This window comes from Curtobacterium sp. MCLR17_044 (assembly GCF_003234435.1).
Taxonomy (GTDB): Bacteria; Actinomycetota; Actinomycetes; order Actinomycetales; family Microbacteriaceae; genus Curtobacterium; species Curtobacterium flaccumfaciens.
The window spans coordinates 96,526-121,835 of sequence record NZ_QKTC01000010.1 but is presented as its reverse complement, the minus strand read 5'-3'; the positions used below and the strand labels follow the sequence as shown (position 1 = coordinate 121,835).

At 71.9% G+C, this 25,310-nt stretch carries 24 protein-coding genes; 7 read left to right on the top strand and 17 right to left on the bottom strand.

Features of this window, described 5'->3' with window-relative positions; all coding sequences use genetic code 11:
* Window positions 1-72: 72 nt before the first annotated feature.
* Window positions 73-1,350, top strand: a complete 1,278-nt coding sequence (locus DEJ04_RS09010; RefSeq protein WP_181437776.1) for an acyltransferase — start codon at window positions 73-75, stop codon at window positions 1,348-1,350.
* Window positions 1,351-1,486: 136 nt separating this feature from the next.
* A complete protein-coding gene (locus DEJ04_RS09005; protein WP_111046851.1) occupies window positions 1,487-2,437 on the top strand; it encodes a GH25 family lysozyme in 951 nt (316 codons plus the stop codon).
* A gap of 6 nt (window positions 2,438-2,443) precedes the next feature.
* Here the strand turns inward: DEJ04_RS09005 and DEJ04_RS09000 are convergent, their stop codons facing one another.
* Both DEJ04_RS09000 and DEJ04_RS08995 read right to left on the bottom strand, forming a co-directional pair.
* A complete protein-coding gene (locus DEJ04_RS09000) occupies window positions 2,444-2,671 on the bottom strand; it encodes a hypothetical protein (protein WP_111046850.1) in 228 nt (75 codons plus the stop codon).
* A gap of 131 nt (window positions 2,672-2,802) precedes the next feature.
* Window positions 2,803-4,026 (bottom strand): polysaccharide pyruvyl transferase family protein, encoded by a 1,224-nt coding sequence (locus tag DEJ04_RS08995; RefSeq protein ID WP_181437775.1) that lies wholly within the window; start codon window positions 4,024-4,026, stop codon window positions 2,803-2,805.
* A 48-nt stretch (window positions 4,027-4,074) separates the two neighbouring features.
* Between DEJ04_RS08995 and DEJ04_RS18190 the strand changes: the two genes are divergently transcribed.
* Window positions 4,075-5,277 carry a glycosyltransferase gene (locus tag DEJ04_RS18190; protein WP_146248678.1) on the top strand — a complete coding sequence of 401 codons (1,203 nt, stop codon included), beginning with the start codon at window positions 4,075-4,077 and terminating at the stop codon, window positions 5,275-5,277.
* A 70-nt stretch (window positions 5,278-5,347) separates the two neighbouring features.
* Here DEJ04_RS18190 and DEJ04_RS08985 read toward each other — a convergent pair whose 3' ends face one another.
* The 3 genes from DEJ04_RS08985 to DEJ04_RS08975 form a co-directional block, all read right to left on the bottom strand.
* Window positions 5,348-6,655 carry a UDP-glucose/GDP-mannose dehydrogenase family protein gene (locus DEJ04_RS08985; protein WP_111046848.1) on the bottom strand — a complete coding sequence of 436 codons (1,308 nt, stop codon included), beginning with the start codon at window positions 6,653-6,655 and terminating at the stop codon, window positions 5,348-5,350.
* A gap of 70 nt (window positions 6,656-6,725) precedes the next feature.
* Window positions 6,726-7,274, bottom strand: coding sequence for a PH domain-containing protein (locus DEJ04_RS08980; RefSeq protein ID WP_071244247.1), 549 nt, complete (start codon window positions 7,272-7,274; stop codon window positions 6,726-6,728).
* A gap of 4 nt (window positions 7,275-7,278) precedes the next feature.
* Complete coding sequence (locus DEJ04_RS08975; protein WP_111046847.1) at window positions 7,279-8,079, bottom strand: biotin--[acetyl-CoA-carboxylase] ligase; 801 nt, start codon at window positions 8,077-8,079, stop codon at window positions 7,279-7,281.
* A 74-nt stretch (window positions 8,080-8,153) separates the two neighbouring features.
* Here DEJ04_RS08975 and DEJ04_RS08970 point away from each other — a divergent pair, with 74 nt between their 5' ends.
* A complete protein-coding gene (locus DEJ04_RS08970) occupies window positions 8,154-9,749 on the top strand; it encodes an acyl-CoA carboxylase subunit beta (protein WP_071406413.1) in 1,596 nt (531 codons plus the stop codon).
* Window positions 9,750-9,769: 20 nt separating this feature from the next.
* Window positions 9,770-10,003, top strand: coding sequence for an acyl-CoA carboxylase subunit epsilon (locus DEJ04_RS08965; RefSeq protein ID WP_220035556.1), 234 nt, complete (start codon window positions 9,770-9,772; stop codon window positions 10,001-10,003).
* A gap of 639 nt (window positions 10,004-10,642) precedes the next feature.
* Here DEJ04_RS08965 and DEJ04_RS08955 read toward each other — a convergent pair.
* The 4 genes from DEJ04_RS08955 to DEJ04_RS08940 all read right to left on the bottom strand — a co-directional run bounded on the left by DEJ04_RS08955 (window position 10,643) and on the right by DEJ04_RS08940 (window position 15,103).
* Window positions 10,643-11,692: a hypothetical protein gene (locus DEJ04_RS08955; protein WP_111046867.1), complete on the bottom strand. Its 1,050-nt coding sequence runs from the start codon at window positions 11,690-11,692 to the stop codon at window positions 10,643-10,645.
* Window positions 11,689-12,942 (bottom strand): sensor histidine kinase, encoded by a 1,254-nt coding sequence (locus tag DEJ04_RS08950; protein WP_071406412.1) that lies wholly within the window; start codon window positions 12,940-12,942, stop codon window positions 11,689-11,691. The genes DEJ04_RS08955 and DEJ04_RS08950 overlap by 4 nt, the downstream gene beginning before the upstream one ends.
* A gap of 5 nt (window positions 12,943-12,947) precedes the next feature.
* Window positions 12,948-13,667: a response regulator transcription factor gene (locus tag DEJ04_RS08945; RefSeq protein ID WP_017888757.1), complete on the bottom strand. Its 720-nt coding sequence runs from the start codon at window positions 13,665-13,667 to the stop codon at window positions 12,948-12,950.
* Between the two features lie 176 nt (window positions 13,668-13,843).
* On the bottom strand, window positions 13,844-15,103 hold the full coding sequence (locus DEJ04_RS08940; protein ID WP_111046845.1) for a class I SAM-dependent RNA methyltransferase: 1,260 nt from the start codon (window positions 15,101-15,103) through the stop codon (window positions 13,844-13,846).
* Window positions 15,104-15,117: 14 nt separating this feature from the next.
* On the opposite strand from DEJ04_RS08940, the gene DEJ04_RS08935 reads away from it, so the two are divergent.
* A complete protein-coding gene (locus tag DEJ04_RS08935; protein ID WP_111046844.1) occupies window positions 15,118-15,912 on the top strand; it encodes a nucleoside triphosphate pyrophosphatase in 795 nt (264 codons plus the stop codon).
* 79 nt (window positions 15,913-15,991) lie between these two features.
* Window positions 15,992-17,776, top strand: a complete 1,785-nt coding sequence (locus DEJ04_RS08930) for a biotin carboxylase N-terminal domain-containing protein (RefSeq protein WP_110863334.1) — start codon at window positions 15,992-15,994, stop codon at window positions 17,774-17,776.
* An 88-nt stretch (window positions 17,777-17,864) separates the two neighbouring features.
* Here DEJ04_RS08930 and DEJ04_RS08925 read toward each other — a convergent pair whose 3' ends face one another.
* The 8 genes from DEJ04_RS08925 to DEJ04_RS08890 all read right to left on the bottom strand — a co-directional run bounded on the left by DEJ04_RS08925 (window position 17,865) and on the right by DEJ04_RS08890 (window position 25,299).
* Complete coding sequence (locus DEJ04_RS08925; RefSeq protein ID WP_111046843.1) at window positions 17,865-18,791, bottom strand: hypothetical protein; 927 nt, start codon at window positions 18,789-18,791, stop codon at window positions 17,865-17,867.
* A 171-nt stretch (window positions 18,792-18,962) separates the two neighbouring features.
* Complete coding sequence (locus DEJ04_RS08920) at window positions 18,963-20,639, bottom strand: phospho-sugar mutase (RefSeq protein WP_111046842.1); 1,677 nt, start codon at window positions 20,637-20,639, stop codon at window positions 18,963-18,965.
* Complete coding sequence (locus DEJ04_RS08915) at window positions 20,636-21,478, bottom strand: purine-nucleoside phosphorylase (RefSeq protein ID WP_071244261.1); 843 nt, start codon at window positions 21,476-21,478, stop codon at window positions 20,636-20,638. The genes DEJ04_RS08920 and DEJ04_RS08915 overlap by 4 nt, the downstream gene beginning before the upstream one ends.
* Before the next feature lie 76 nt (window positions 21,479-21,554).
* Window positions 21,555-21,833, bottom strand: coding sequence for a PTS sugar transporter subunit IIB (locus DEJ04_RS08910; protein ID WP_027466460.1), 279 nt, complete (start codon window positions 21,831-21,833; stop codon window positions 21,555-21,557).
* Window positions 21,830-22,276 (bottom strand): PTS sugar transporter subunit IIA, encoded by a 447-nt coding sequence (locus tag DEJ04_RS08905; RefSeq protein WP_111029446.1) that lies wholly within the window; start codon window positions 22,274-22,276, stop codon window positions 21,830-21,832. The genes DEJ04_RS08910 and DEJ04_RS08905 overlap by 4 nt, the downstream gene beginning before the upstream one ends.
* A 3-nt stretch (window positions 22,277-22,279) precedes the next feature.
* Window positions 22,280-23,392, bottom strand: a complete 1,113-nt coding sequence (locus DEJ04_RS08900; protein ID WP_111022313.1) for an adenosine deaminase — start codon at window positions 23,390-23,392, stop codon at window positions 22,280-22,282.
* A 120-nt stretch (window positions 23,393-23,512) separates the two neighbouring features.
* Window positions 23,513-24,811: a thymidine phosphorylase gene (locus DEJ04_RS08895; protein WP_111046841.1), complete on the bottom strand. Its 1,299-nt coding sequence runs from the start codon at window positions 24,809-24,811 to the stop codon at window positions 23,513-23,515.
* Between the two features lie 5 nt (window positions 24,812-24,816).
* Window positions 24,817-25,299: a cytidine deaminase gene (locus DEJ04_RS08890; RefSeq protein ID WP_111038034.1), complete on the bottom strand. Its 483-nt coding sequence runs from the start codon at window positions 25,297-25,299 to the stop codon at window positions 24,817-24,819.
* Window positions 25,300-25,310: the final 11 nt, after the last annotated feature.

The window sequence follows — 25,310 nt, the reverse complement described above, 5'->3', positions numbered from 1 at the left end:
GCGGATCGCGGGCCCCGCTCGGCGTGTGGGAGACTGCCGGGGACCCCGCTCCGACCACCTCGAGGACGTTCGTTGGCCACCGAAACCCGCGCAGCCGAATCCGCAGCCGAACCGACGGCGGCCGCTCCCCGCGCAGGGGGCCGGCTCGAGTTCCCGTACCTGGACGGGCTCCGCGGTCTCGCCGCCCTGGCCGTGGTGTTCTACCACGCGTACCTCTTCACCGGGACGACCGGCACCGGGCCCACCGAACTGCCGTGGCTCCGACCGTTCATCGGGTGGGGCTACCTCGGCGTCCCGCTGTTCATCGTCCTGTCCGGCTACGTCCTGATGCTGCCCGTGGTCACCCGGTTCGACCGCTACCGGTTGCCCGGTGGCTTCTGGAAGTTCATCTGGCGCCGCGCCCGACGGATCATCCCGCCGTACTGGGCGTCGCTCGTCGTCTTCGCGCTCATCATCCTGTTCGTCCCGGTGATGGGGCAGCCCGGCGGCACCCAGTGGGACACGAAGCTGCCGATGGGCTGGGGCACGTTCCTCACGCACTTCTTCCTGGTGCACGACTTCTTCCCGCAGTACATCGGCAAGATCAACGGCCCGATGTGGACGGTCGCCGTCGAGTGGCAGATCTACTTCCTCATGCCGCTGCTGATCCTGCCGCTCTGGAAGGTCTTCGGCGGGTGGGCGACCGCGTCCTCGCTCGTCCTCATCGGCATGTGGATGGGCGCCGAGAGCCGCTACTCGTGGATGCACCCGTGGTTCGTCGGCCTCTTCGCGGTCGGCATGCTCGCCGCCGAGCTCACCGTCAAGGCCCGTGACGAGCACCTGACCGGCAAGCTGAACGCCTCGAAGCTCGGCGGTCCGCGGTGGCAGAGCGGCGTGTTCGTGGCCGCGATGTTCGTCGGCATGCTCCTCGTCTTCTTCCGCAACCGCGACTACTGGCAGCACCAGACCTGGCCGTCCGAGGTCGTCCTCGGCATCTTCGCCGGCATCCTGCTGACCTGGATGGGCCGCAAGGCGGTCACCGGGGAGCACACCTGGCTCGCACGCTTCTTCGCGTGGAAGCCGTTCGTGCTCGCCGGCCTCGTGTCCTACACGATCTACCTCTTCCACAGCCCGTTGCTCGGACTCGGCAACCTGCTGCTCCTGCCGATGGGCCTGTACCCGAAGTGGCAGTTCCTGATGATGGTCTTCGTGGTGATCCCGATCACCCTGGCGATCTGCGTCGGGATGTGGTGGCTCGTGGAGCGCAACTTCCTGAACCGCCGGCAGAAGCACGCCACCCGCGAGGTCTCCTCGCGCGGGCGCCTGCCCGAGGTCGAGACGGACGACGAGGGCACCCGCACCGCCCGCTAGCCCCGACAGCGGACACCGCAGCGGACGCCGCACGGGTGCGTCTCACGGACAGGTGTCGCCGAGTCCGGGTAGCATCGCTCGGACCGCGGCGTGGGAGATCAGGCCCACGGCATCTCGACAGGGAAGACGAGACCACATGCGCGCACCCATCAGCAGGATCCTCGGGCTCGGCACCGCTGCCGCCGTCGCCGGGGTCATCACCTTCGGCAGTGGCCCGGCGGTCGGCGCGACCGCCAACGACCCCGCCGGCACCGACACCGGTCAGCAGCTCTCCATCGCCGAGATGGACCGCACCGGCAACCACACCATGGGTGCCGGCATCGCCGCCCACGCCGGTGAGACCCACGTGACGACCTCCCCCGACGCGACCTCGGGCGGCGGCGTGAGCGCACAGTCCCTCAGCTCGTCGGCCGCTGCCGCCACCGCCGGCGGGCCACCCCCCGGCCGGGTGCAGGGCTTCGACATCAGCGCGTGGCAGCCGAGCGTCAACTTCCTGCAGGCCTACCGCAACGGCGCCCGGTTCGTGTACGTGAAGGCGACCGAGGGCACCTCGTACGTCAGCTCCACCTACAAGCAGCAGTACGCCACCGCCAAGCAGCGCAACCTGTACCGCGGCGGCTACGTCTACGCCCAGCCGAGCCAGGCGAGCGGCGCGGCGACCGCGAACTACTTCTTCGCCCACGGCGGCCAGTGGAGCAAGGACGGCAAGACCCTGCCGCCGCTGCTCGACATCGAGTACGGCAGCGCCGCCCAGGGCACCTGCTACGGCAAGTCGTGGGGCGCGATGCGCACCTGGATCAAGGACTTCAACCGGACCGTCGTCGCCAAGACGGGTCGGTACCCCGCGATCTACACCACGACCGACTGGTGGAAGCGCTGCACGAACAACAGCAACCAGTTCTCGAAGAACCCGCTGTTCGTCGCGATCTACCCGGTGAAGAACTTCACCACCCCCGGCACCCTCGGACGCAGCTGGTCGAAGTGGACCTTCTGGCAGTGGGCGGCCAGCGGCACGCTCCCCGGCGACCAGGACGTCTACCGCAACGACATCACGTACCTGAAGCGCTTCGCGTCCCGGACGAGCTGACGCCGGTCAGGGACGTCGCTGCGATCGACGGCCCTGCCACCAGCCGACGGCGAACAGCACCGCGCCGACGAGCAGGAACGGCCCACCCGCGAAGACGAGGAACGCCGCACCGAACGGGAAGCTCCCGCCGGTCGCGGCGTACACGGTGAGGATCAGCGCCCCGGTTGCGGAGACGGCTCCGCCGATGGCGGCGGTGACGCCGCCGGCGACGGTGAGGGATCGACGCTCGGTCATGTCGTCAGCCTAGGGGCGCGCGCCCCCGGCGCTCGGCCACCACGAACGGACAGGAGGCCCGTGGCGGTGTCGCCACGGGCCTCCTGTCCGTCACGGGCGCGCGTTCGCACCCGCCGTGTCAGCGCGCAGTGTCAGCGGACGTCGCGCGTCGCCTCGGCGAAGTCGGCGTCGAGGGCGGTCGCCATGCGGGCTACGCCCTGCGCGAGCTGCTCGCGGACCGCGTCGCGGTCCGCGTCGAGCGCCTCGAGCTGCGCCGTGACGTCGTCGACGAACGTGGGCTCGAGTGCCGCCTCGATCGGCTTCGAGTAGGCCTGCTGGCCCATCTGCTCGAAGAACAGCCGGCCCTTGTCGACGTAGTAGAGCACCGCGGCGGGGACCCCGGCGATGGTCGCGACGATCGCCGAGTGCAGGCGGCTCGCCAGGAACAGACGGCTGCGCGACATCAGCCCGGCGTACTCGGACGGCGAGAACTCGTCGGCCTCGACCACGTGGGTGCGGTCGGCGTGCCGCATCAGCGCGATGACCTCGCGGGCGAAGGCGGCGTCACCCTCGGACGCCTCCATGTGCATCGGGTAGAACACGACGTCGGCGTCCCAGCGGTCGACCACACGGTCGGCGAGGTCGGCGACGGCCTGCCGGTAGGTCACGAGCTTGTCGCTGTCGACACCGGTCTGGCGGAAGCGCTTCGGCAGGAACCGGAACGGGATCCAGCCGCTGCGCTTGTAGTGGAACCAGCGACGGACGCCGAAGCCGATCGAGCCGTCGAGCTGCTCCGCCGTGAGTCCGGTGGTGCGCTCGAGCCGCTCGAGCACGTCCGCGTCGGGCGGGGTGACCGTCCCGACGACCGCGGGGTCGAAGGACGAGACGATCGGCGTCTTCACGCCCCAGGACAGGAGCTTCTCGCGGGACTCGTCGTCGCGGACGGCGAAGGCGCTGCACAGGTCGACGGTGGCGCGGATCAGGCGCTTGCTGACCCCGGCGGTGGTCGGGCCGATGCCCTGGAACGCCCCGACGAGGTTCTTGTTGACCGCACGGACGAGCAGCATCTTGCCGAACCAGTACACGAGGCCGAGCTTGTTCGTGTAGTCCTTCAGGATCTCGCCGCCACCCCAGAGCACCACGTCGGCGCCGCGAGCGGCACGGAGCAGGGCGAACAGGTCGCCGATGCCGGTGCTGTACGGGGAGATCGGCAGGAACCGGATCCCGAACCACGCGGCGTCCCGCTCGGGGTACTGGGACAGGGACACGATCTCGGCGTCCGGCCACCGACGACGGACGAGCTCGACGTTGCCGGCGAGGATCGCCCGGTCCCCGCGGTTGTGGGGCGAATCGCTATTGTGGATCAGTACGCGCACGGGGTGAGAGCCTACCGGACCGTCCCCCGCCAGCCCCGGAAAGGCACGATGTCCCGCACCACTCGCTCCGCCCGCTCCCGCCAGGACCGCCCCCGCCTGCTCGTCCTGGGCTCGACGTTCCCGGCCCGTCCGGACGACGGCGTTCCGGCCTTCGTGCTCGACCTCGCCCACCAGGAGGCCACCGAGTTCGACACCCTCGTGCTCACCCCCCGCGTGCCGGGCGGTGCCGCGAAGGAGCGCATCGGCGAGGTCGCGGTGCGCCGCTACCCGTACTTCCCGCGTCGCTTCGAGGACCTGGCCGACGGCGCGATCCTCGACAACCTCAAGGAGCGGCGCTCCCGCATCGTGCAGGTGCCCGCGCTGGTGCTCGCGCAGTACCTGGCCGTGCGGCGCGTGGTGCGCTCCGCGAAGCCCGACGTCATCCATGCGCACTGGGCCATCCCGCAGGCCCTCGTCGCGACCCTGGCCGCCCCGGGTGTGCCCGTCGTCGTCACGACCCACGGCGGGGACATCTACGCGCTCCGTGCGGCTCCCCTGGTCCGGCTCAAGCGCTGGATCTTCGGACGGTCGGCGCACGTCACCACCGTGAACTCCGAGATGCGCGAGCGCCTGACCGAGTGGGGCGTCCCCGAGTCGCGCTCGACCGTGATCCCGATGGGTGTCGACCTCGGCCCGGCCCGCGACACCCGTGCCCGCGTCGCGCCGCAGGAGCACCACGTGGTCGCGGTCGGTCGTCTGGTCGAGAAGAAGGGCTTCGGCAACCTGATCGAGGCACTCCGCGGCCTGGGCGACGACGTGCCCTGGCGGCTCACCGTGGTCGGCGACGGCCCGTACCGCGCCCAGCTCGAGCAGCAGGCGGCGGGGCTGCCGGTGACGTTCCTGGGCCAGCGGGGCCGCACCGAGGTGCTCGAGACCCTCGCGTCGGCCACCGTCGTCGCGGTGCCGTCGATCCCCGCGGCGAACGGCGACCAGGAAGGGCTGCCGGTCACCCTGCTCGAGGCCGCGGCGGTCGGGGCCGCGATCGTGGCGAGCGACCTGCCGGGCATCCGTGACGTCGTGCAGGACGACGTCTCCGGCGTGCTCGTGCCACCGGGCGACGTCCCGGCGCTCCGCGCAGCACTGCAGCGCGTGCTCACCGACGACGCAGCGCGCTCGCGCTACCAGGAGCAGGCCGTCGTCTCGGCAGCGGAGTTCTCCACCGAACGGATCGGCGAGCGCTACCGGGCGGTGCTGCGCGCGGCCATCGGCTGACGACGCGGCGAACACACCGGAGGCCCGGTGCCGGTCCCACGGACCGGCACCGGGCCTCCTGTCGGTCGCGCTAGCGCCCCATGCCGCGGTACGTGAAGCCGGCGGCGGTCCACGCGTCACGATCGAGGCAGTTGCGGCCGTCGATGACGACGGGCGACGCCACGAGTGCGGCAGCGGCGGTCGCGTCGAGCTCGCGGAACTCGGTCCACTCGGTGAGCACGAGCACGAGCTCCGCCCCGCCCAGCGCCTCGGCCGCGCTCTCGACGTAGTCGAGCTCGGGGTGGACGCGGCGCGCGGTGACGACGGCCTCGGGGTCGTACGCCGAGACGACGGCGCCGAGTTCCTGCAGGCGGGCTGCGATGTCGAGGGCCGGCGAGTCGCGCACGTCGTCGGAGTTCGGCTTGAATGCCAGGCCGAGCACCGCGACGCGCTTGCCGCTGACGACCCCGCCGAGCAGCTCCTGCGCCAGTTCGACGACGTGGGCGCGACGGCGCAGGTTCGTGGCGTCGACGTCGGCCAGGAACGCAAGGGACTCCCCGACGCCCAGCTCGTTCGCCCGCGCCTGGAACGCACGGATGTCCTTCGGCAGGCAGCCGCCACCGAAGCCGAGGCCGGCGTTCAGGAACTTCCGGCCGATGCGGGCGTCGTGGCCGATCGCGTCGGCGAGCGCCGTGACGTCGGCACCGGCGACCTCGGCGATCTCGGCCATCGAGTTGATGAACGAGATCTTCGTGGCGAGGAACGCGTTCGCGCTGATCTTGACGAGCTCGGCGGTGGGCAGGTTGACGACGAGTCGGGGCGTGCCGGTGGACAGCGCCTCGGCGTAGACCTCGTCGAGGGCGGCGACGGCCTGTTCGCCGGCCTCGCCGTCCGGCACGCCGTAGACGAAGCGGTCCGGCGCGATGGTGTCCTGCACGGCGAAGCCCTCACGCAGGAACTCGGGGTTCCAGACGAGCGTGGCACCGGGGACGTCCTCGCTGACCTCGGCGGCCAGGCGTGCGGCGGTGCCGACGGGCACGGTCGACTTGCCGACGACGAACTCGCCGGCGGACAGGTGCGGCGTGAGCGCGGCGACGGCGGCGTTCACGTAGGTCAGGTCCGCGGCACCGGTGGGGCCCTGCGGCGTGCCGACGGCGAGGAAGTGCACGCGGGCACCGGCGACCTCGGCCATGTCGGTGGTGAAGCGGATCCGACCGGACTCGAGGGCCTCGGTCAGGATCTCGGGCAGGCCGGGCTCGAAGAAGGGGGCCTCGCCCGCGGCGAGCCGCTCGATCTTGGTGGGGTCGACGTCCACGGCGACGACCTCGTGTCCGAGTTTGGCCATGGAGGCGGCGTGCACGGCACCGAGGTAGCCGCAGCCGATCACAGAGATACGCACGTCGAAGAAGGTACCGGTTTCTCGCCGAAGTCTCATCACGACGCCCACGGCGAGGCTCGGAGCGGCCGGGTCAGGCCCGCACGTCTCCCCACGGCGGACGGTCCGGACCGCCGACGATCTCGTCCCAGTCCGGCTCACGGTGCCGACGCCTGGCCTCGTACGCCTCCACCAGGTCGTGCAGCACGGCGACGACGAGGTCGGCGTGCGGCACGTCGGCGAGGACCACCGCGGGGTCGTCGCCGGGGAACACGAGCACGTCACCGGAGCGGAACAGCCCCTGCAGCCCGCGGCGCCGCACGGTCACGTCGTAGCCGCGGGAGTGCAGGAGCTCCCGTCGGGTCCGCGTGCCGAGTCCGTTGACCACGACCAGGCGACGCGTGGTGACGACGTACCGCTCCGACATCCAGCGGAACAGCGGGACGGCGCCGCCGAACACGACGAGCACCACGACGACGAGCGCGACGACGGCGTTCAGCCACGCCAGCTGCGCCTGGAACACGCCGAAGCCGAACCCGCCGGCCGCGGTGACGAGCACGACGAACACCGCCGGGCGCACCAGCCGACGGGCGTGCGGTCGCAGGCGTGCGACGACACGTTCGGGCGGGGGCTCGGCGGTCATGCCGTCATGCATACCGCAGGTGGGTGACGTCCCCCACCGCGACGCCCCTGGTGCCGCCCGCCTGGTCCCGGATCGTGATGCGACCGGCGTCGTCGATGCCGGTGGCGTCGGCCTCCTCGACGGTGCCGTCCGGCAGCTCGAGGCGGATGCGGCGACCGATGGTGCCGCACGCGGCGCGGACGTGGAACCGGACCGTCTCGGCGGCGGGACCCCCCGTGACCAGGCCGGCCACCGCCTCCAGGACGGACCGCAGGAAGGCGGACAGGACCGCGTCGGCCAGGGCGGGTGCGTCGTCGACCGCGCCGGCGAGCAGGAGCGAGGTGGACGTCGGGGTGGGCAGCCGGTCCGCCGGGATCGTCAGGTTCACGCCGACCCCGACCACGACGCTGCCGTCGGCGGCGACCTGGCAGAGGATCCCGCACACCTTGTCCCCGGCGACCTGCACGTCGTTCGGCCACTTCACGACGACGTCGGCGCCGGCGGGGAGCACCGACGCGATCGCGTCGCGCATCGCCGCCCCGGCGACCAGCGGCAACCAGCCGCGGTCGTGGTCGTCCAGGTCCGCACGGACGAGCACGCTGGCGGCCAGCGTCTCACCGGCCGGAGCGGTCCAGGTGCGGTCGAGCCGACCCCGGCCCGCGGTCTGGTGCAGGGTCGCGACGACGCTGCCGTGCTGCTGCCCGGGGGCGGCGGCGAGCAGGTCCGCGTTCGTGGACCCGGTCTCGGCGGGGGTGGTGATCGTCGCGCCCGCCGACCGGACAGCCTCGCTGGTGGCGGGGAACGACGGCGACGGGGATGTGGACATGCACGCAAATGTACGGGCAGGAACCGTGGGGGTCCTCCAACCGGCAGCGTGGCACCCGCCGGTAGGGTGAGCGGGTGACTTCAGGAGACACCCCCGATCTGTCGACGACGGCCGGCCGACTGGCCGACCTCCGCGACCGGTACCACGAGGCCGTGACCGCCGCGGGCGAATCCGCCATCGCCAAGCAGCACGCGAAGGGCAAGGGCACCGCGCGCGAACGCATCGAGCAGCTGCTCGACGAGAACTCCTTCGTGGAGTTCGACGAGTTCGTGCGGCACCGCACCACGTCGTTCGGCATGGACGCCAAGCGCCCCTACGGTGACGCGGTCGTCACCGGCGTCGGCACGATCCACGGCCGCAACGTCGCCGTCTACGCGCAGGACTTCACGGTCTTCGGCGGGTCGCTCGGCGAGGTCGCCGGCGAGAAGATCATCAAGGTCATGCAGCACGCGCTCAAGACGGGCGTGCCGATCATCGGCATCCTCGACTCCGGCGGCGCCCGCATCCAGGAAGGCGTCGTCGCGCTCGGCAAGTACGGCGAGATCTTCCGCCTGAACACCCAGGCCTCAGGCGTCATCCCGCAGCTGTCGATCGTGATGGGTCCGGCGGCCGGCGGTGCGGTGTACTCCCCCGCCCTGACCGACTTCGTCATCATGGTCGACAAGACCAGCCACATGTTCGTCACCGGCCCCGACGTCATCAAGACCGTCACGGGCGAGGACGTCGGCTTCGAGGAGCTCGGCGGCGCCCAGACGCACAACGCGGTCTCCGGCGTGGCCCACTACCTGGCCGAGGACGAGACCGACGCGCTCGACTACGCGCGCTCGCTCATCGGGTTCCTGCCGGACAACAACCTGTCCGACCCGCCGGCCTACGACGTCGCCCCGGAGCTCGAGACCACCGACGCCGACCACGAGCTCGACCTCGTGATCCCGGACTCGACGAACCAGCCGTACGACGTCACCACGATCATCGAGCACATCGTCGACGACGGTGAGTTCCTCGAGGTCCAGCCGCTCTTCGCGCCGAACATCCTGATCGGCTTCGGCCGGGTCGAGGGCCGCACGGTCGGCATCATCGCGAACCAGCCGCAGGCGATGGCCGGCACGCTGAACATCGACGCCGGCGAGAAGGCCGCCCGCTTCGTGCGGTTCTGCGACGCGTTCGGCATCCCGATCCTGACCCTGGTGGACGTGCCCGGCTACCTGCCCGGCACCGACCAGGAGTGGACCGGCGTCATCCGCCGCGGCGCGAAGCTGCTGTACGCCTACGCCGAGGCCACCGTCCCGCTCGTCACCGTCATCACCCGCAAGGCCTACGGCGGCGCGTACATCGTGATGGGCTCGAAGCAGCTCGGCGCCGACATCAACCTGGCGTGGCCGACCGCCGAGATCGCCGTCATGGGCGGCCAGGGCGCCGTGAACATCCTGTACCGCGCCGAGATCAAGCGCGCCGAGGAGTCCGGCGAGGACGTCGCCGCGGTCCGCACGAAGCTCGCGAACGAGTACACGTACAACGTCGCGTCGCCGTACCTGGCGGCCGAGCGCGGAGAGCTCGACGGCATCATCCAGCCGCACGCGACGCGCGTGTCGGTCATCAAGGCCCTCCGGTCGTTGCGGGGCAAGCGCGCCACGCTGCCCCCGAAGAAGCACGGGAACATCCCCCTCTGATGGGCCGACACGCAGCAGCCGTGCCCTCGGACGAACCCGCCTCGGTGGCGGACGTCCGGGTGGTCGCCGGCGACCCCACCCCCGAGGAACTCGCCGCCGTCGTGGCCGTCCTGCAGCGCCAGGCCGACGAGGCCGCTGCCGCCGGACGAGCCGCCGTGGTCGTCGAGCCCCGCACCGGGTGGGACGCCGCGGCCCGCGGACTCCGCCGCCCGCTCGATCACGGACCGGGTGCCTGGGGCCGATCGCTCCGCTGATGTACCCCTGGTGCGCTGGCGGCCGGGACGGTTGCAGGGCGCACTTCCCGGTCGGTATCCCCTCACTCGGGGGACACGTTCAGCGGATACGGACCGGAAATGCCGGAATTGTCCCCCATAATGACGACTGACATGCGGCTCGTGCGTCGGCATAGTAGTTGGTGTTCGGTGTCCTTCAACGAAAGACATCGCAGGACGGTGGCCGACTAGGGTACGAAGCCACCGCCCGCTGCGAGGCAGGGCGACATTCGGGTTGTCGCTCAGCCTCGGGTCGTGAACGGGCCGGTCGGTATCCGACCGGCCCGTTCCCCGTTTCCGGGGGTCTGTCGCGGGTGCGGGCGGGCGTCGGTGCGGTTGGCGGGGCGATGCGGAACGACACCGTCGACGTCGTACGACAGCGACATGGTCGCTTCCACGCGCGCGCCAGCCCGGCGCACCCACGTGACGGTCTGGAGGCCCGTGGCGGCGCCGCCACGGGCCTCCCGGCTGTCCCCCATCGCGTGCACCGCCGCCCGCACGCCCGGCGCACCACGCGCGTCCGCAGCGCCGTCCGCACCACGTTCGCGACGATCCACGCGTCGATCACGTGGTGCATCGTCGCGGAACGCGTGCCGCGTGCTGTACCGGGCGTGCCGCGCGCTATGCCGGCTCGTGCCGCGGGATCTCCAGCCAGAGCGCGACGGAGTCGTCCTCGTCCCCGTCGTCGTCGTCCATCCCCGCTCCGAGCGCCGCGGACTCACTGGCCGCGCCGTCGAGGCGGAGTCCGACGACGGTCACCGCGGAGTCGGAGCCCTCACCGACCGTCCGCACGATGACGTTGTCGGCGTCGCGGGCCTGCCGGAGCGCCTCGGCGACGCGGGCGTGGATGCGGCGGATGTCCGGGGCGTCCAGGTCGTCGAGCCCGCCGTCGTCGTGCAGCTGGACGGTCGCTCCGCGGCGACGCAGGCGCATCACCTCGTCGCGGACGTCGTCGGACAACAGGGACCGGCCCCGGATCTCGTCCCGGATGGCCTGCTCGAGGTGCAGGCACTCGGCGCGGTCGGCGTCGTCGAGGTCGCCGCAGGAGTCGATGATGCGCTGCAGCATCGGCAGGGCCATCCGGGTGGTCTGGCTCAGGCGGAACTGCCGCTCGAACACGTGGGCGTCCTGCGCGGCCTGCCAGTCGGCGGTCTCCTGCTCGGCGAGGACGAGTTCACGGGTGTTCCGGATGGCGCGGCTCATCGCGGCGGCGAAGACCGTGGCGATCGCGACCCAGGCGACGCTGCCGACCACGCCGAGCCCACCGAGCGAGCCGAGACCGGCCCAGGCGACGGTGTACACGGTCAGGAACAGCACGCCGGCCCACGCGAAGGGGCCCCGGCCGCGCACGACGAGCACCACCATGAGCGTGCCGATGGCCGCGATCCACCAGGTGGCGGAGCCGGGACCACGACCATCGACGAGGACGGGGGCGGCGATCACCGGCATCACGATGGCGGTGGCGAGGGAGAAGCAAGACGTCCAGACCGGCAGGACCCTGCCGGGGACGAACAGTGCGAGGCCGGTGGCCGCGGCGTACAGGACCATGCAGGCGATGATCGGGGCGACCTGGTCGACGCGCGGCAACGTGGCCGCGGCGAGGACCAGGTGGTAGAGGGAGAACAGCGACGCCAGGCCGAGGGCGATGCTCGCCGGCAGGGAGACCTTCATGCGGTCGTCCTCGCGGCCGGCGACCACGTCAGCACGATGCGGGTGCCCTCGCCGGGGGCGGTGTGCACCTCGGCCCGACCGTCGACGGTCGCGACGCGCTCGACGATGGAGCGGCGGACACCGAGCCGTTCGGCGGGGATGGCCGCGACGTCGAACCCGCGGCCCTCGTCACCGACCTCGACGAGCACCCCCTGGCCCTGCTGCTCGACGCGGACCCAGCGGGAGACGTCAGCGTCGCCGGCGTGCTGCACGCTGTTCACCGCGGCCTGCAGCGCCGCCGAGGCCAGCGCGTCGGCGACCGACGCGGGCAGACGGACCGACCCGGTCGGCGTCGGGACGAGGCGGACCGGAGCGGGCAACGCACCGACCCCCTCGCGGATGCGCGCCCTGAGTTCCCCGAGGGCGACCGGCGCGACGTCACCGGGACCGTCGGTGGCGGCGGCCTCGAGGTGGTCGATCGCGTTCCGGGCCATCCGCGCGGCGAGGGTCTTGGCCTCGAGCGTGTCGGCGCGGGCGGCGGAGAGCAGGGTCGTGAGCACGCTGTCGTGCACGATGGCGTCCACCTGGACCCGCTCGACCTCGGTGGCGTGTTCCCGGATGGCGAGCGAGTACCGCCGCACGGCCGTGGACTGCGCCGTGTCGACCGACGTGGCCGCACGCCGCAGCACCACGGCGATGACGAGCACCGCGCCGCTGAGCAGCGCCGTGTAGACGCCGTCGAGCAGGACGGCGAGGACCCCGACGTCGCCGCCGAGCGGGCTGAGCCGGATGACGACGTACACCGCCGGCACGAGCGCGGTGTAGACCGTCGCACGCCACGTGGCGAAGCCCATCGCCGCCGCCGTGCAGCCGACCGTGCAGAACCACCACGGCCACGGCTGCTGCGCCGACGGGATGGGCTCCTGCACGGTCGCCGTCCACGTCACGAGCACGACGAGGAACAGCAGCGCGCAGACGATCTGCGCCAGCTGCGCGACCCGCTGCACGAAGGCCGAGACCCCGATGAACACGAACGACGCCGCGAGGGCGAGCATCAGCGTCGGACCCCAGAACGGGTCGAGGTACGGCAGCTGCTGCAGGACCGCGGGCGCGTCGACGATGCCGAGGCCGATCGCCGCCATCGCGAGGAGGATCGCGAACGCGCGCTCGACCGACGCCTGCGTGATCGAGGCGCGCACGCTGCGCGCCGGATCGGCGCCGAAGGGCGCCGGTTCGACGACCGTCCGCGCCGACTCAGCCGCGGTCGCCATCCGTGTCAGCGACCGTCGCCGTCGGGGTCGATGCCCGAGTCGAGCCCGGGGAGGATCCCGTCCTCGACGGCTCGACGCAGCAGGTCGACCTTCGTCGGGGCCGGGCGACCGACCTCGACGTACTTCACACGGATCCGGTCGAGGTACTCACGGGCCGTCGAGTAGCCGATGCCGAGCTGCTGGGCGGCGAGCTTGAGCGGGAGACCCGAGGCGTAGAGGTGCAGGATCTCGCGCTCGCGACGGCCGAGCTGTGCCTTCGCGAAGTCGCGGTCGGCGTCGATGGCGCTCGCCCACTCGAGGTTGTTGAGCACGTCACCGCGTGCGACGGTGGCGACCGCCGCCATCACGGTCTTGGTGGCCGAGGACTTCGGGATGACGCCTGCAGCCCCTGCTGCGAGCGCCTCACGCACGTTGGCGACACGGTCCGCGATGGAGTGCACGAGCACCGCCGATCCCGTCCCCTGCACGCCCTTGACGTTCTCGGTCACGGTCGAACCGTCACCGAGGGACAGGTCGAGGACGACGACGTCGACCTCTCGCCCGTCGAGGTTCTGGACGTACTCGGGGACGCTGGCGGCGGTGAGCACCACCTCGAACCCCTCGTTCTGGCACGCCGCCTGGATCCCGAGTCGGACGGACTCGTGGTCGTCGACGATCGCGACCCGGACCGGCCTGGTGGCCGCCCCTGACGTCTCGGTGCTGGTGGTTGTCGTTCCTGCTGCCACAGTGGCCTCTCGTTCCGATGCGCGACGCCGGCCCCTGAAACCGGAGTGCCATCAACGACCCAGGATACCCAGCCCGGACTCAGGTGCGGGGCTTCTCCGCTGCGCCACGCTGGCCGGTCCGCCGATTGGTGGACACCCCGACACGCAAGGACCCGCGGTCGAGCGACCCCCGGACCTCAGCGCGCGGGGACCAGGCGTGCGACGGCTTCCAAGTGGTGCGTGTGCGGGAACAGGTCGAAGGCCCGCAGTGCTTCGAGTCGGTAGCCGAGGTCGGCGAACGTCGCGACGTCGCGGGCCAGTGCCACCGGGTCGCACGCCACGTAGACGACCTGCTCCGGCTGGAGCGCGGCGATCTGCACGACCACGTCACGACCGGCACCGGCGCGGGGCGGGTCGAGCACGATCGTGCCGGCGCGGAAGCGGTCCTTCTCGGCGCGCGAGGCGTTCGCCACGGTGTTCGTCAGCCAGCGGTCCACGCGGCCGGTCTCCGCGCGGGCGCCGAGCCACTCGGACAGGTTCTCCTGCGCGTGCTCGGTGGCACGGGCGGCGCTCTCGACGCTCGTGATGCGTGCCTTGGGGCCGACCAGGTCACCGAGGGCGGCGGCGAGCAGGCCGACACCGCCGTACAGGTCCAGGTGTGTGCCCTCGGGGTCGAGGCGATCGCGGTCGACCAGGTCCTGCACGGCCTCGGTGAGCACGGTCGCCGCAGCGCGGTGCACCTGCCAGAACCCGTTGTCGTCGACCTGGAACGTGCGCTCCCCCACGACCTCGACCACCACGGTGGGCTTCTGGTCGTCGATGACGAGCCGCGCGCCCTCGGAGCCGCTCGGTGCGAGGACGTCGATGACCGAGGACCCCGGCAGTGCACCACGGCCGAGCGGGGCGCTCTGCTGCACGACGGCGGTCGCGAGCGGCAGGCCGGTCACCGGGATGACGGAGTGGGAGCGGGCCGCGAACGGGCCGGCGGTGCCCTGCTCGTCGACGTGCAGCCGGACGCGGGTGCGCCAGCCGAGGCCGTTCGCCGCGTCGTCCCCGGGCGCGGCCTCGACGACGACGTCGTGGCCGAGCACCTCGGCGAGGTCCATCCGCGCGAACCGCGCGAACGAGTCGACGAGGACGTCGTGCTTCAGCGTGCGCTGGTGTGCGAGGGCGATGTGACCGAACTCGGCACCACCCGGGCGCGTCTCGGGGTCACGCTCGAGCGCGGCCTCGGGCCAGACGTGGTCGACGCGGTGCTCGCTCGGCGTGATGACGCTGACCGTGTCGGCGCGCCAGAACGACTTCTTGCGGTCCTCGGTCACCCGGGCGACGACGCGCTCCCCGGGGATCGCGTCCGAGACGAAGACCACCCGTCCTTCGTGCCGTGCCACCGAGATGCCGCCGTGGGCGATCCCGGTGACGTCGAGTTCGAGCAGCGTGCCGACGGATTCACCCATGGTGAGATGGTCCCATGCGTCTGTACCTCGCGAGTACATCCCCCGCCCGCCGAGCACTCCTCGCCCAGTCCGGGATCGAACCCGTGCTCGTGTCCCCCGGGGTCGACGAGGACGCCGTCGGCGCCGCAGCAGCGGCATCCCTCGGCCGCGACCTGACCGGTCCGGAGCTCGTCTCGCTCCTCGCCGTCGCGAAGGCGTCCGCGGTCGCCGACTCCGCGGTCGCCGGGTCACCGGTCGACGGGGTGGTGTTCGGCGGCGACTCCGCGTTCGAGGTCGACGGACAGCTGTACGGCAAGCCGCACGACCCCGCGGTCGCCCGGGAGCGCTGGCGGCAGATGCTCGCCGCCGGCGGCGGGACCCTGTGGAGCGGACACTGCGTGATCGATCGACGGCGCGACGACCGACACCGGGACCCGGAACCGGCCACGGGACGGCCTGGAGGCGCGGCACCGGCCCGCACCGTGCCTCCCGTCCGGTCCCTGGTCGCGTCCACCGCCGGCGTCCCGCAGCTGGGTGACGTCGCGCCCGGCGGGTCGGCGCTGGCCGCCGCCGGCGACCGCGTGGTCGCGGTCGACAGCGCGGTGCTGACCTTCGCCGACGACGTGTCCGTCGACGAGATCGACGCGTACGTCGCGACGGGCGAGCCGCTCGAGGTGGCGGGTGCCTTCACCATCGACGGTCGGGCCGCGGCGTACATCACGCGGATCGACGGAGCACCGTCCGCCGTGATCGGGATGTCGCTGCCGGTGCTGCGGTCGATGCTCCTCCGGGGCTTCGGCATCGCCTGGCACGACCTGTGGGCACTGTAGACATCCGCACCTCTTCCGGGTGGTTCTTTGTGGGTGCCAGTCAAAACGCACTCCCGCCGCACGAATACGCTGCTGTGTCATGCCCCGTATCAGCAAGGTCCTCATCGCGAACCGCGGCGAGATCGCCGTCCGCATCATCCGCGCGGCCCGCGACGCGGGCAAGGCATCGGTCGCGGTCTACGCCGACCAGGACCGCGATGCCCTGCACGCCCGCCTCGCCGACGAGGCCTACGCGCTGAACGGCACCACGAGCGCCGACACGTACCTCGTCATCGACAAGATCATCTCGGTCGCCCGCCGCTCCGGCGCGGACGCCGTGCACCCGGGCTACGGGTTCCTCGCCGAGAACGCCGACTTCGCCCGCGCCGTCATCGACGCCGGGCTCGTCTGGATCGGCCCGTCGCCGGAGTCGATCGAGCGCCTCGGCGACAAGGTCTCCGCGCGCCACGTCGCCGAGAAGGTCGGCGCACCGCTCGCCCCCGGCACCATCGAGCCCGTGCAGGACGTCTCCGAGGTCTTCGACTTCGTCGACCAGGTCGGTCTGCCCGTCGCGATCAAGGCGGCGTTCGGCGGTGGCGGTCGTGGTCTGAAGGTCGTCCGCGACCGTGCCTCGGTCGAGGAGCTCTTCGAGTCCGCCACGCGTGAGGCGATCGCCGCGTTCGGTCGGGGCGAGTGCTTCGTCGAGAAGTACCTGGACAAGCCGCGCCACGTCGAGACCCAGTGCCTGGCGGACGAGCACGGCAACGTCGTCGTGGTCTCCACCCGCGACTGCTCGCTGCAGCGACGCCACCAGAAGCTCGTCGAGGAAGCCCCGGCGCCCTACCTGACGTCCGAGCAGCAGACCGCGCTGTACGAGTCGTCGAAGGCGATCCTGCGCGAGGTCGGCTACGTCGGCGCCGGCACCTGCGAGTTCCTCATCGGTGCCGACGGCACCGTGTCGTTCCTCGAGGTCAACACCCGCCTGCAGGTCGAGCACTGCGTCTCCGAAGAGGTCACCGGCATCGACCTGGTGCGCGAGCAGTTCCGCATCGCCGAGGGTGGCGTGCTCGACTACTCGGACCCCACGCCGCGGGGACACTCGTTCGAGTTCCGCATCAACGGCGAGGACCCGGGTCGCAACTTCTTCCCCGCGCCCGGCCCCGTGCACGCGTTCAACGCACCGTCCGGCCCCGGCGTCCGTGTCGACTCGGGTGTCGTCTCCGGTGACGTCGTGTCCGGGTCGTTCGACTCGATGCTCGCGAAGCTGATCGTCACCGGCGCCACCCGTGCCGAGGCGCTGGAGCGTTCGCGTCGTGCACTCGCCGAGTTCGAGGTCACCGGCCTGCCGACCGTGCTCCCCTTCCACCGCGCCGTGGTGTCCGACCCGGCGTTCGCGACGGCCGACGACGAGCCGTTCAGCATCTACACGCAGTGGATCGAGACCGACTTCGTCAACGACATCCCGGCGTGGAGCGGCTCCCCCGAGGAACTGCCGGCCCCGGCTGCGCGCGACAGCGTCGTGGTCGAGGTGCAGGGCAAGCGCATCGAGGTCACCATGCCGTCGATCGTCGGTGGCGGTGCTGCCGGCGGTGTCGCCGGTCGTCGTCCGGCCGGCCCCACCGCTCCCCCGAAGCGCCGCTCGTCGGCCGTCCGCGGGGGTCTGGCGAAGTCCGGGTCGTCCGTCGCGTCGCCGATGCAGGCCACCGTAGTGAAGCTCGCGGTCGCCGAGGGTGACACCGTGGTGAAGGGCGACCTGCTCGTCGTGCTCGAGGCCATGAAGATGGAGCAGCCCGTGCAGGCCCACAAGGACGGCGTCGTCACCGGGCTGAACGCCCCGGTCGGCCAGACGGTCTCGTCCGGTCACGTGCTGCTCGAGCTCGCGTAGCGCGCGGGTTCCGTCTCGCAAAACACCGGTGTTCGCCGGTTGAACACGCGCAACCCGCGGTTCGACTCGTGAACACCGGTGTTTTGCTTCATCGAACACGGCGCACTCCGGCCGCCTCGAGTGCCACGGGGCCGTTGCCGCCCGGCTGCACGTCCGGCCACGTGACGCGGACGACCCTCCGGACGTGGCGGTGGGCACGGAGCCGGTCCTCCCGGAGCTTCTCGTCGATGACGACGCGCTCGGGCGAGCGACCAGCGCGCGTCGTCCGGTCGCGGTACTTGACCAGCCCGTCGAACTCCACCACGACGCCGGCGTCCTCGAACCAGAAGTCCACCCGGCCGATCAGGCCTGCCGCATCACGGAACTCCTGCTGCAGCACCGGCGCCGGGAACCCCGCTTCTGCCCAGCACAGCCGCGCCACTGACTCGCCCGGCGAGTCGGCAGCCGCGTCCGCGAACTCGATCGCCCGTCGCGCGCGGGTGGACGCGCGCGGACGCGGCTCCCGGCTGCGCAGTTCGGCGAGCAGCGCGTCCTGCGACACTCCTCGGGCTAGCACCGCGTCCAACACGACCACCGCCGTGCGGAACGATGCTCGGAGCGCGACGTCGACCCCGGTGACCACGAGGGTCGTGACGGGCAGGCCGCCGACGCTCGCACAGGCGATGGTGCGACCCGCCCCTCCGACCTTCTGCAGGTGTGCGCGACGTTGCCCGGTGGCTCGACGCGGATCGGTGGCGACGACGTGCTCGGGGAACTCCCCGAGCCACGGAAGTCCGAGCATCGCCACAGCCGACTCGTGGGAGATCACGAGGGCTGTGTGGATGTTCGGCGCGACCGCTTCGACCCGTGCTCGATGGCGCTCCGCTGCGCTCGCTGCTTCGAACGCGCCACGTTCGACGTACCGACCCGCCGTCAGGCGGATGAGGGTCCCGCGGCGAGCGGCATCCGCGAGCCGTCGGTGCGCTCTCGGATCGGGATCGCCCGGAGCCGCGCCGAACACCGTGATGTGAGCCATGGCCCAACGGTCACGGCTCCCGCGCGGCCCACACCACGACGACCCTCTGCTTGTGATCAGCCCTCGCTCCCCCACCCCCTGTGGAGGAACAGCAAAACACCGGTGTTCGCGCTCTGCACCGCGTTGTGCGGGTGTTCAGAGCGCGAACACCGGTGTTTTGCGGACCGCGCCCTACGACACCAGGGGGCGCACCGACTCGGCGAGGGCGTCGACCAGGCGCTGGGCCTCGGCGGGAGTGTCCGCGACGGTGTCGATGTAGACCTTCACCTTGGGCTCGGTCCCGCTCGGGCGGACGATCACCCGGGCGTCGCCGGACAGGTCGTAGCGCAGGATGTCCGAGGGCGGGAAGCCCGCCACCCCGTCGGCGTAGTCCGTCACCGTGTGCACGTCGAGCCCGCCGAGCGTCGACGGCGGCGTGGACCGGAGCGACGCCATGATCTCGCCGATGCGTGACAGGTCGTCGACGCGGGTCGCCACCTGCCCCGACGCGAACGCCCCGAACTCGGCGGCGAAGGCCTCGAGGTGGTCGGCGATGGTCGAGCCGGACGCGGCGAGCTCGTCGGCGAGGGACAGCAGTTCGAGCGCCGCCGAGATGCCGTCCTTGTCGCGCACGACCGACGGGTCGACCAGGTAGCCCAGGGCCTCTTCGTAGCCGAACAGCAGCTCGGGCACCCGTGAGACCCACTTGAAGCCGGTCAGGGTGTCGCGGTACTCCAGCCCGTGGCGCGCAGCCACCCGGGCCAACGCCGGCGACGAGACGATCGACGCGGCGAGCGTGCCGGTCGCGCCCGACTCGGACGCCCGTGCAGCGGCACGCCACCCGAGCAGCCAGCCGACCTCGTTGCCCGACAGCCGGCGGTAGGACGGCGCACCGGCGTCCGAGGCCGTCGGGATCGCGAGTGCGAGCCGGTCGGCGTCGGGGTCGTTCGCGATCACCAGGTCGGCGCCGACGGCGAGACCACGGGCGATCGCCAGGTCCATCGCGCCGGGCTCTTCCGGGTTCGGGAACGAGACCGTCGGGAATGCACCGTCTGGCTCGATCTGCTCCGGCACCACCGCTGGTTCGGCGAACCCGGCCGCGGCGAACACCGCGCGAGCGGTCTCCCACCCGACGCCGTGCATGGCCGTGTAGACGACCTTCGGCTGCTCGTCGACCCCGCGTGCCGGAGCGGGCACGATCGCGGCCGTGGCGGCCACGTAGGCGTCGACCAGGGCCGACGTCGCGACGGTGTAGTCCGTGCCGCGCGGCAGGTCGGTGACGGAGCCCGCGGCCACGGCGTCGATGGCGGCCGCGATCTCACCGTCGACGGGCGGCACGATCTGCGAGCCGTCGTCGTCCTGACCGAGGTAGACCTTGTACCCGTTGTCCCGCGGCGGGTTGTGGCTCGCGGTGACCATGACGCCAGCACCGACGTCCAGGTGCCGGACGGCGAACGCGAGCACCGGCGTCGGCAGGGCCGAGGGCAGCAGGGTGACCTCGAGCCCGAGGCCGCGCATGACCTCGGCCGAGTCACGTGCGAAGACGTCCGAGTTCACCCGGCCGTCGTACCCGATCACGACGCTGCGCGAGCGCCCGGTGCCGATGAGGAACCGTGCGAGCCCCGCAGCGGCCTGGGTCACGACGACCCGGTTCATGCGCAGCGGGCCCCAGCCGAGCTCCGCGCGGAGTCCGGCGGTGCCGAACTGCAGCCGGCCGTCGAACCGCTCGGCGAGCGCCCGGACAGCGGGACCGTCACCGTCGGCCGCCGCGTCGATCGCCGCGGCCAGCTCGTCACGGGTCTCCGGGTCGGGGTCCTGCGCCAGCCACGCCCGCGCGGTGCCGAGCACCTGGTCGAGGTCGAGCTTCACGATGCCGGCTGCCCGAGTGCGGCGACCACGCGTGCGAGCAGGTCGGCGATCACCGGCTCGGCCTGCTTGCCGGCCTCGAGCACCTCGGTGTGCGACAGCGGGGTCTTCTGGATGCCCGCGGCGAGGTTCGTGATGAGCGAGAACCCGAGGACCTCCATGCCGGCCTGACGGGCGGCGATGGCCTCGAGCGCGGTCGACATGCCGACGATGTGTCCGCCGATGGTCTTCGCCATCTGGACCTCGGCCGGGGTCTCGTAGTGCGGGCCGCGGAACTGCGTGTACACGCCCTCGTCGAGCGACGGGTCGACCGTCCGGGCCAGCTCGCGCAGACGCGCCGAGTACAGGTCGGTCAGGTCGATGAACGTCGCGCCCTCGAGCGGGCTGTCCGCGGTCAGGTTGATGTGGTCGCTGATGAGCACCGGGGTGCCCGGGGTCCAGTGCTCCTTGATGCCGCCGGCGCCGTTGGTCAGCACCATGATCGAGGCACCGGTCGCAGCGGCCGTGCGGACGCTGTGCACGACCCGACGGACCCCGTGGCCCTCGTAGTAGTGGGTGCGGGCACCGATGACGAGCGCGTGGCGGCCGTCGGCGAGCCGGATCGACCGGATGGTGCCGGAGTGGCCGGGGACGGCCGAGGCGCTGAACCCGGGGACCTGCTCGGCCGGGATCTCGGACACGGTCTCACCGATGATGTCGGCGGCCTTGCCCCAGCCCGACCCGAGGGTCAGGGCGATGTCGTGCCGCTCGATGCCGGACTGTTCGGCGATGGCGGCGGCGGCGGCCCGCGCGACCTCGAACGGGTCGGCAGCGGGGTCGTTCAGCGGGTTCTCGGTGCTCATGCCCCAACTCTAAAGGGCGGACGCCCGCCGCAGCGCCGCCGCAGCAGCCGCCGCAGCGGCCGCCACCGCACCCGCCTCAGTGCTCGCCGAGCGCCCGGTCCACAGCCGCCGTGATCTCGCCCTGGTCGAAGTGGTTCGCGATGACGATGACCTCGGCGTAGGTGTCACCGATCGCCTCGACGAACTCCTGACTCGTCAGGATCACGTTGGCGTCGTCGGAGACGTCCCGCACAGACGCGACGTCCGCCGCGACGACCGACGCCGACAGCCCGAGGGCGTCGAGCGCCTTCTCGGCGTTCACCTTGAGGATGCCGCTCGACCCGATGCCGGCGCCGCAGATGGTCACGATCTTCACGCGGAGACCCCCATGATCGCGCGGACCTCGTCCGCGGTGGTCGCCGCCGCGATCCGTCCGGTCACGGTGGCGTCGTTGAACAGGTTCGCGATCTCGCCGATCGACTCCAGGTGGGTGCCGACCTCGGCCACCGCGAGCCCGAGCACCACACGGACGGGGTCGTTGTGCGGGTGGCCGAACGCCACCGGCGTCGCGAGCGTCACGATCGCGAGTCCGTCCCGCACGACGGCACCACCCGGCCGGGCGTGCGCGAACGCGAGCCCCGGCGAGATGACGATGTACGGCCCGTGCTCCTCGACCATGCCGATCATGGCGTCGGTGTACTCGTCGGTGGTGGCGCCCGACGCGACGAGCGCACCGCCGACCAGGCGCATCGCGTCACGCCACGCGGGCGCGTCCGCACCGAGGAGGACGGCGGTGTCCGGCAGCGGTGGCAGTCCCATGCGTCAGGCCTCCTGGTACCCGGCCGTGATGGTGGCGATGATCTCCTCGCGGTCCTCCAGCGGCAGGAACGACCCGAGCGCGGCGTTGATCTGGAACGCCGCCAGGTCGTCGAGGTCGTACCCGAACGTGCCGGCGAGCAGTGCGAGCTCCTTCGACAGCGAGGTGCCGCTCATCAGGCGGTTGTCGGTGTTCACCGTGACGCGGAAGCCGAGCTGGTAGAGCACGTCGAACGGGTGGTCGGCGAGGTCGTCGCCCCACGCGGCGATCGCCCCGGTCTGCAGGTTGGACGACGGCGAGACCTCGAGCGGGATCTCGCGGTCACGGACCCACGAGGCGACCTCGCCCAGGGAGGCCAGCGTCGAGCCGTCCCCGGCGTCGGACAGGGCGACGTCCTCGAAGATGCGGACGCCGTGCCCGAGGCGGAGCGCCCGGCCGTCGACCAGCGCGGACCGGATGGAGGCGAGCCCGTCGGCCTCGCCCGCGTGCACGGTGACGGGGAACAGTTCGGACGCCAGGTAGTCGAAGGCGGCGCGGTGGTTCGAGGCGGGGAACCCGGCTTCGGCACCGGCGATGTCGAAGCCGACGACCCCGGCGTCACGGTGCCGGACGGCGAGCTCGGCGATCTCGAGCGACCGGTCGGCGTGCCGCATCGCGGTGACGAGCTGGCCGACGCGGATGCGCCCACCGGCGGCGTCGACGGCTTCCTCGATGCCGGCCTGTACCGCCTCGACCGTCTGGTCGAGGGTCAGTCCGCCCTGCAGGTGCTGCTCCGGCGCCCAGCGGACCTCGCCGTAGACGACGCCGTCGGCGACCAGGTCCTCGACGAACTCGCGGGCGATCCGGGTGAGCTGCGGTGCGGTCTGCATCACCGACGTGGTGACGTCGAACGTCTTCAGGTACTCGACCAGGGAGCCGGAGTTCGACTGGTCGGCGAACCACTGCCCCAGCTCGGCCGGGTCGGTGGTGGGGAGCGACACACCCGCCGAGGCCGCGAGCTCGATGATGGTCGCGGGACGCAGGCCGCCGTCGAGGTGGTCGTGCAGCGAGACCTTCGGCAGGTCGTTGATGACCGCCCCGGCGTCGGGCAGGCGGTAGGTCGGGGCGTCGGCGCTCATGCCCCCAGGCTATCGGTGGTCACCGCCGCCGCGCAGGCACCTGTGCACAACCCACGACCGAAGACACTGGAGGCTCCCCACAGGTGTGCAGGGAGCCTCCGGTCGGTCGGGTGGCCCGGTTCAGGACCCGATGCGCTCGCGCACGATCGGCCCACGTGCCGCGGCAGCGGAGCCCTCCGGGCCGATGGTCCACGCACCCTCGAGCGACTCGAGTGCGCGCGGGATCCGCGACGCGTCGTCGGAGTGCAGCGTCCAGAGCGGCTGGCCCTCGGTCACGCTGTCCCCCGGCTTGACGTGGAGCTCGATGCCCGCACCGGCCTGCACCGGGTCCTGCGCGCGGGCACGACCGGCCCCGAGCCGCCAGGCCGAGACGCCGAACGGCAGCGCGTCCTGCTGCGTGAGGACCCCGGACGTCGGAGCGGTGACGACGTGCTGTTCGCGGGCCACGGGCAACGCGGCGGACGGGTCCCCGCCCTGCGCCTCGATCATCCGACGCCAGGTGTCCATGGCGCGGCCGTCCGCGAGCGCCGCGGCCGGGTCGGCGTCGGGCAGTCCCGCCAGGGTGAGCATCTCGGTCGCGAGCGCAACCGTCAGCTCGACGACGTCGGCGGGGCCGCCGCCGGCGAGCACCTCGACCGACTCCCGCACCTCGAGCGCGTTGCCGATCGTCAGCCCGAGCGGGACCTCCATGTCGGTCAGCAGCGCCGAGGTCGCGACCCCGGCGTCGTTGCCGAGGTCGACCATGGTCTGCGCGAGCTCCCGGGACGCCTCGTACGTCGGCATGAACGCGCCGGACCCGAACTTGACGTCGAGCACGAGCGCCCCGGTGCCCTCGGCGATCTTCTTCGACATGATGCTCGACGCGATGAGCGGGATGCACTCGACCGTGCCGGTGATGTCGCGGAGCGCGTAGAGCTTCTTGTCCGCTGGTGCCAGGCCGGACCCGGCAGCGCAGATGACCGCGCCGACGTCCTGCAGCACCTGCATCATGCGGTCGTTCGAGATGGACGCCTGCCACCCGGGGATCGACTCGAGCTTGTCGAGCGTGCCGCCGGTGTGCCCGAGTCCGCGACCGGACAGCTGCGGCACGGCGACGCCGAACGACGCCACCAGGGGCGCGAGCGGCAGCGTGATCTTGTCGCCGACACCACCGGTGGAGTGCTTGTCCACGGTCGTCTTGCCGAGCGACGAGAACGACATCCGCTCCCCCGACGCGATCATCGCGAGCGTGAGGTCCTTGATCTCGCGCCGCTCCATCCCGTTCAGGAAGATCGCCATCGCCATCGCGGCCATCTGCGGGTCCTCGACGTAGCCGCGGGTGTACGCGTCGACGAGCCAGTCCACCTCGGCGGTGCTCAGGGCCCCGCCGGAGCGCTTCGTGCGGATGAGGTCGACGGTGTCGAACGGCTCGACGGCCATGTGGATCAGTGCTCCTGCTGGTAGGTGGCGAGGGTCCGCGGCCCGAAGGCGTCCGGCAGGACCTCGTCGATGGTGCGGATGCCGGAGAGCGTCTCGAGGAGCATGCCCTCGGTCGAGTGCTCGAACAGCAGCTGGCGGCAGCGGCCGCACGGCATCAGGGTCGCCCCGTCGCCGTCGACGCACGTGAACGCGACGAGCTTGCCGCCGCCGGTCATGTGCAGCTGCGACACGAGGGAGCACTCCGCGCAGAGCGTCACCCCGTAGCTCGCGTTCTCGATGTTGCAGCCGGAGACGATCCGGCCGTCGTCGGTGAGCGCAGCGGCGCCCACCGGGAACGACGAGTACGGCGCGTAGGCGCGCCGCATCGCGGCCGTGGCGGCGTCCCGCAGGGCGCCCCAGTCCACGTCGTCGACCGGGAGGCCCGTGGCGGCGTCCGCCGGGTCGGTGGCGGTGACCGCCTGGTCACCGGGTTGCTGCGTGTCGGTCATGTGTCGTGCCT